Here is a 6330-nt window from a genome sequence, read left to right as displayed (position 1 = left end):
CGGTCACAATGTCACATCGTGTGCACCCAACGCACACACCGTCACATCGTGTCCGCTGGGCCGGTGAGGTCGTCGGCGTCCGGGAGTGGTCTGTGGGCTCGCGACGCGGGGCGGAGGTGTTGCACACGGGCGGTGTCGGGATAGGTTGCGTAGCACTCGCACCCGCGTCGAAAGGACCACCGATGCCGTCCACACCCGCAGCCGACGGGCCCGTTCTCGCGTTCGGCGTGCACATCCTGGACACGCTCGTGCGTCCGGTCGAGAGCATCCCGGAGGGGCAGTCGGCTGCGCTCGTCGAAGCGATCACGGTGACCGCTGCGGGCACGGCAGGCGCGGCGGGGCTGGTGATGTCACGTCTCGGTGCCGACGTCCGCAGCGCGGGCGTCGTGGGCGACGACTCGGCGGGCGATTTCCTGGTGCATCTGCTCGGCAAGGAAGGGGTCGACACGAGTCGTCTTGTGCGTGCGGACGGCACCGCGACGTCGGCGTCGGTGCTCCCGATCCGGCCGGACGGGTCCCGTCCGGCTTTCCACGTCCTGGGCGCGACCGCGCTGTTGCCGCAGCATGTTCCGTGGGACGACCTCGACGGCCTCGGGGCGCTGCACCTCGGCGGCCCCGAGTTCTTCGGCGGCGACCTCGCCGCCCAGATCTGTTCCCGCGCGCGTCGCGGCGGCGCGATCACGTCGGCGGACAGCCTCGCACCGCCGGACGCAGGCTCGTTCGAGTGGTTCGCCGCGGTGCTGCCGCACCTCGACTTCCTGTTGCCCAACGACGAACAGGTGCTCGGCTGGACCGGGGCGAGCGACCTCGAAGAAGGCTGCCGTGTCCTGGTCGAGCGGGGTGCAGGCGCGGTCGTCGCCACCGCGGGTGCCGACCCGACCGTCGTCGCAACCGTCGACGGCACGTGGCGGGTACCGGTTTTCGACGTCGACGTCGTCGACACCACCGGGTGCGGCGACGCGTTCTCCGGTGGCTTCGTGCGCGCGATCCAGCTCGGCAAGACCGTCACGGAGGCCGCACTGTTCGGCAATGCCGTTGCGGCTCAGGTCGCGCAGGGTCTGGGCAGCGACTACGGCGACTACGACGCCGACTCGATCGCCCGGTTCGTCGCCGAGCGCGCGGCGCGATGACTGTCGAAGCGTTGCGCGCCGACGTCGTCGCCGCGTGTCACGATCTCGCCCGCCGCGGTCTCGTGCACGGCACGGCGGGCAATGTGAGTGCGCGCGAGGGCGACCTGGTGGCGGTCACCGCGACGGGCGTCGTGCTCGCCGACGCCTCGCAGGACGACATCACGATCGTGACGGTCGACGGCACGCGCGTCGAGGGCTCGTTCGCACCGACCTCGGAGATCGGCATCCATCTGGGCGTCTACCGTGACGGCGACGCGCGCGCCGTCGTGCATGCGCACTCGTCGACCGCGGTCGCGTTGACTCTCGTCGCGGACGAACTCCCGCCGGTGCACTACCAGCAGCTCACGCTCGGCGGAACGATCCCCGTGGTTCCGTTCGCGCCCTTCGGCAGTACCGAACTTGCCGACGCGACGCGCCGCGCGCTGCAGGGCCGGACCGCGGCGCTGCTCGCGCATCACGGTTCGCTCGCGATCGGGCCCACCCTCCCCGCCGCGCTCGAGAACCTGACGTTGCTCGACTGGCTGTGCCGCATCTACCTCGACGCAGCGGCCGTCGCGCGGCCCCGCGCGCTCTCGCCGGACCAGTTGCAAGCGGTCGTCGAGCAGGCGATTCGACTGCGCTACGGCAATCGTCAGGCGACCGGCGACGAGGGGTAGCGCTTTTCCTGCGCGTAAATTTCGCACCGAAATGCTTGCGTTCGACGTCGGTTTCCGACACTCTGCCTCTAGCTGGTCGTTCGTCCAATTCGTTTCGAATGTTCGACAAGGAGTGCCCGTGCCGTTCACATCGCATTCGGCGAACCGGCCGTTGGATCGTCGCAGCTTCCTGTACGGCGTCGCGGCGTTCAGCGGTGCGGCCGCGGTCGGTGCGCTCGGTGTACCCGCGAGTGCGACGCCCGCGCGGCGTGCACCCGCGAACGATCCCACGGTGTACGACGCGATCGTGGTGGGTGGCGGCATCTCGGGCCTTGCAGCGGCCAAGGCCCTCGTCGAGGCGGGCAGAACGGTCAGGGTTCTCGAAGCACGGTCGCGCGCGGGCGGGCGTATCCACAACCATCCGACGGCGCGCCTCGGCCTGACCACCGATGCGGGTGCCGAGTTCATCGGGCCGACTCAGGACAGGATCGACGCGCTCGCACACGAATACGGCGTCGAACAGTTGCCGACGTACAACACGGGTCTCAGCGTGTTCTGGAACGGCGGTCAGCGCAGCCTGTTCCCGTCGGATCCCGGCCTTCCGCTCGACCTCGGCACGACGGCCGCACTGCCGGTGATCGCCGAGATCGAGGCCGTCTGTGCGGATTTCCCGGTCGGCGAACCGTGGCGCCACCCCCGCGCCGCGGAATGGGATGCGATCACGTGGCGCGAGTGGGTCGAACAGCGCACCGACGTCGCGAACGCGCGCATGGTGCTCGACCTCGCCGCCTCGGCGGCGCTGTCGGTCAAGGGCGACGAGTTCTCGGCGCTGTACATGCTAAACTACTTCGCCGCGTCCACCAACGAAAGTACGCCGGGCCCCTCGTATTTCAGTCGTCTGCTGAGCACGTCGGGCGGCGCGCAGGAGCGTGTGTGCAACGGCGGCGCCGCGCTCGTACCGCTGCGCATGGCGGCTGCGCTCGGCGACGTCATGGTGTACGACGCGCCGGTCCGTTCGATCGACCAGAGCGGCGAGGTGCCGGTCGTGACGAGCGACGCGGGCACATTTCGTGGCAGGCGCGTCGTGGTCGCGATGTCGCCCGCGATCTCGCACCGCATCGACTACACACCCGAGTTGCCCGAGCGCGCCGCGCTGTGCGCGGGCTACACGATGGGGCGTGTCGGCAAATTCGCGGCGGTGTACGAGCGTCCGTGGTGGCGCGACAAGGGGTTGTCGGGACAGACGATCGGCAACGGCACACCCAGCGACGTCACCTTCGAGAACTACGCCGAAGGCAATCACATCCTGATGGGTTTCATCTCGGCGCACGAGATGGAAAGGCTCGACGACGCGCCCGAACAGCAGGTCGTCGACGAGTGCATCGAGAGCTTCGTCGGATACTTCGGCGACGAGGCGCGCGGATACATCGACCACTCGCTGTTCCGCTGGGATCACGAGGAATGGTCGTGGGGCGGACCCGTCGCGACGACGGCACCCGGCGTGCTCACCGCGCACGGCCCCGCGCTGCGCACCCCTGCAGGCGCGATCCACTGGGCGGGCACCGAAACCTCCGACTACTGGACCGGCTACATGGACGGCGGCGTGCGCTCGGGTCATCGCGCGGCCGACGAGATTCTCGCCGCGCTGTGAATGCCCCCGCGCTGTGAATGCCCTCGTGCTCTGAATGCTCTGTTCTCTGAAATATCCCGGCGCCCGTCTGCCTCGGCGCGCACACTGACCACATGGTCACCCCGACGGCAGCACCGTTCGTCCCGCACAGCACGAGCCTGCGGACGCTGGCGACCGCGGCCCGCGACTGCGAGGGCTGCGACCTGTACCGCGACGCCGACCGGACGGTGTTCGGCGCGGGCACGCGATCGGCCCGCATGATGCTCGTCGGCGAACAGCCGGGAGATCGTGAGGACCGGGAGGGCGCACCCTTCGTCGGCCCCGCGGGCGCGCTGCTCGACCGAGCGCTCGTCGACGCGGGAATCGACCGCGAGAGCGCCTATCTCACCAACGCCGTCAAACACTTTCGCTTCCGGCTGCGCGGCAAGCGGCGCATCCACCAGACTCCGACGCGCACCGAGGTCGTCGCCTGCCGTCCGTGGTTGCTCGCCGAACTCGACGCCGTCGAGCCCGAGGTGCTCGTATTCCTCGGTGCCACCGCCGCGAAGAGCTTGATGGGCAGCGCATTTCGACTCACTCAGCATCGTGGGGACGAGCTGCACCTCCCGGCGGATGCGGCGCCCGGCCACGATCCGTCGGTCGTCGCGACCGTGCACCCGTCGTCGGTGCTGCGCGTGCCGCACGACGAACGCGTCGGTGCGTACGCGAGTTTCGTGGACGATCTCGCGGCGGCGCGCATGCTGCTGGGGTGATCTGCGACTCCGTCACCCGGTGGTGGCGAGCGCGGCGGCGAGCCCGAAGGCGACAGCCATCAGCACGACCTCGCCGATTGCGCGTGTCAACGACGCATCCGCGGCGCCGCGGTGCGCCGACGCGGCGGGCACCCAGGTGCGACGCCACCACCACGCGAGTAACAGAAGTACCGCGAGAGCAACCACTTTCGCGAGAGCGATACGCCCGTAGCCGGTGGTCACAAGGGCGGAGACGTCGCCGAGACGCACGAGCGCGTCGACGACCCCGGTGACGGCGAGAACACCGACGCACCACAGTGCGAGCCGCGAATAACGCGGCAACCACAGCGCCCACGCGCCCCGCGAGTCGAGCGCGAGTGCCATCGCGGCCAGGCATCCGAACCACAGGGCGGCCGCGAGCACGTGTGCCGCGTCGAGCAGTGACCCGAGAACCTGTTGTGCCATGTGGCCCGACACCGGCCGGGCGACGAGCGTGATCGCGGCGATCGCGGCGACCGGGACCACGGACCACGAGGCCCCGCGCCGGTACGCGACGGCCGCCACGACGGTGACGACGGCGGTGAGCGCGAGCGTCGCGAGATCGACACGCCCTGCAGCGACCTCGTGCGTGTAGCGCGTGAGATCGGCCCACGACAGCGACGCGACCGACGCGCCTCGTACCTCCGCGGCCGTCATGGCGACGTGCACCGCCTCGGCGGCGGTCCAGCCGCCCGCGAGTGCCGCGACGAACCGCCACAAGTCGGTCGGGGAGACCGGTTGCCGTCGGTCGCCGCGGCCCGCCCACGCGAGTACGGCGAGGCCGAGCACGCTCGCGCCCAGCGTGGTCGCGAGCACGCGCACCGCGCTCGACGGCTGGGGACTCGACGGATGCGCGAGCGCCCACGCCAGCGCGACACCGAGCCACGACGTGGGTACGGCGACGAGAAGCAGTGCCCGATGTGCCGTACCCACGCCGATTCGCTCCCGTCAGTCGCGCCCGCGCGGTGTGCGCAGCGCGAACCACAGTCCGCCCGCCACGACGACGACGGCGGCGATCACGAACGGCCACAACGGGACACCGCCCGAGTCGCCCTCGGAGCCGCCACCGTCTGCCGCCGCCCCGGGGGTGCCGTTGCCGTCGGTGGTGAGCGTGAACGTGATCTTGCCGCTCACCGGATGCCCGTCGGCGGACGTCACGCGGTACGCGACGGTGTATTCGCCTGCAGGTCCGAGTTCCCCGAGATCGGCGCTGACCGTGGGCCCCTCGACGACCGGATCGCTCTTCGTCCACAGGTTGCCGTCCGGGCCGACGACGGTGAGCGCCGCGTAGCCCGTTTGCAGTGCCTCGTTGAACGTGACGCTCACCTGCGCCGGCCCTGCGTCGATCTGTTCGCCGTCGGCCGGATTCGAGCCGACGACCGCCGAGTGCGCCGATGCCACACCGCCGCCGAGCAGCGCGGTGAGTGTCGCGAGTACCGCGGCGACGACGAGCGCGCCGGCGCGACGCGCGGTCACGAGCGCCGTCCTCGGATGACAGCGCCGAGGCCCAGTGCGGCACCGAGTGCACCGAGCACGAGGCCGATTCCGCCGAGCCAGCGTGCGGTGTCGTCCTTCGACGATGCCGTCTCGTCCGCGGCGGCGGCTGAATCGCTCGCCGAGGCGCCGTGCCCGTGCCCGTCTCCGGACGACGCCGCGAGCGACAGCGACGGCGCGGGATGCTCGGGCTCGCTGCCGTCGTCACCCACGGGCTGATCCCATGCGACGACCTGCCCGTCGTCGTACGTCTGTTGCGCGGGGAAGGACACCTCGTCGCTCTCCGGCAGCGGACCCGCGGACAGCACGAACTGCTGGAACTGGCCCGGTGCGACACCGACGCCGGGATCGGCCGTCCAGGTGACCGACGTGGCCTCCTTCGACGTCGGGTCCTTGTCGACCACCGACGTCCAGCCCGGAAGTGGTTCGGTACGCGCGGATTTCAGATTGGGCAGTTCGACGGTGAGCTTGGTGGTGGAGGCGGTGTCCGACTCGGTGGGCACACGGAAGGTGAGCACCGTGTAGCCGCCCTGTTCGGCGTCGGGTGCGACGACCGAGACGTGCGCGGACGCGATGCCCGCGGAGAGGACGAGTGCGCCTGCCGTCGCGCCCGCAGTGAGGGCGAACCTGGACATGCGGGGACGCGGAAGGAGGTGTGTCATCGAAAAGTG

At 70.5% G+C, this 6330-nt stretch carries 7 protein-coding genes; 4 read left to right on the top strand and 3 right to left on the bottom strand.

Annotated elements, in window-relative coordinates; all coding sequences use genetic code 11:
- Positions 1-182 precede the first annotated feature (182 nt).
- The 4 genes from HCA44_RS20135 (at position 183) to HCA44_RS20120 (ending at position 4147) form a co-directional block, all read left to right on the top strand.
- Entirely contained in the window at positions 183-1130 is a 948-nt protein-coding gene (locus HCA44_RS20135; RefSeq protein WP_169651111.1) for a carbohydrate kinase family protein, read from the top strand.
- Positions 1127-1786, top strand: coding sequence for a class II aldolase/adducin family protein (locus tag HCA44_RS20130; protein ID WP_169651110.1), 660 nt, complete (start codon positions 1127-1129; stop codon positions 1784-1786). The genes HCA44_RS20135 and HCA44_RS20130 overlap by 4 nt, the downstream gene beginning before the upstream one ends.
- 118 nt (positions 1787-1904) lie before the next feature.
- On the top strand, positions 1905-3416 hold the full coding sequence (locus HCA44_RS20125; RefSeq protein ID WP_346764821.1) for an FAD-dependent oxidoreductase: 1512 nt from the start codon (positions 1905-1907) through the stop codon (positions 3414-3416).
- A gap of 92 nt (positions 3417-3508) precedes the next feature.
- Positions 3509-4147, top strand: a complete 639-nt coding sequence (locus HCA44_RS20120) for a UdgX family uracil-DNA binding protein (protein ID WP_169651108.1) — start codon at positions 3509-3511, stop codon at positions 4145-4147.
- A 12-nt stretch (positions 4148-4159) separates the two neighbouring features.
- Here HCA44_RS20120 and HCA44_RS20115 read toward each other — a convergent pair whose 3' ends face one another.
- Genes HCA44_RS20115 through HCA44_RS20105 form a run of 3 tightly spaced genes read right to left on the bottom strand, consistent with a single transcriptional unit; the run spans position 4160 to position 6294 of the window.
- Positions 4160-5098, bottom strand: coding sequence for a CopD family protein (locus HCA44_RS20115; protein WP_169651107.1), 939 nt, complete (start codon positions 5096-5098; stop codon positions 4160-4162).
- Between the two features lie 15 nt (positions 5099-5113).
- Entirely contained in the window at positions 5114-5641 is a 528-nt protein-coding gene (locus HCA44_RS20110; RefSeq protein ID WP_169651106.1) for a copper resistance CopC family protein, read from the bottom strand.
- A complete protein-coding gene (locus HCA44_RS20105; protein WP_169651105.1) occupies positions 5638-6294 on the bottom strand; it encodes a YcnI family protein in 657 nt (218 codons plus the stop codon). Before HCA44_RS20105 ends, HCA44_RS20110 begins: the two co-directional genes overlap by 4 nt.
- Between the last annotated feature and the right edge of the window lie 36 nt (positions 6295-6330).

Origin of the sequence: Rhodococcus sp. HNM0569, from assembly GCF_012726205.1 — a bacterium.
Lineage (GTDB): Bacteria > Actinomycetota > Actinomycetes > Mycobacteriales > Mycobacteriaceae > Rhodococcus_F.
This window is presented reverse-complemented; position numbering and strand designations above follow the sequence as displayed.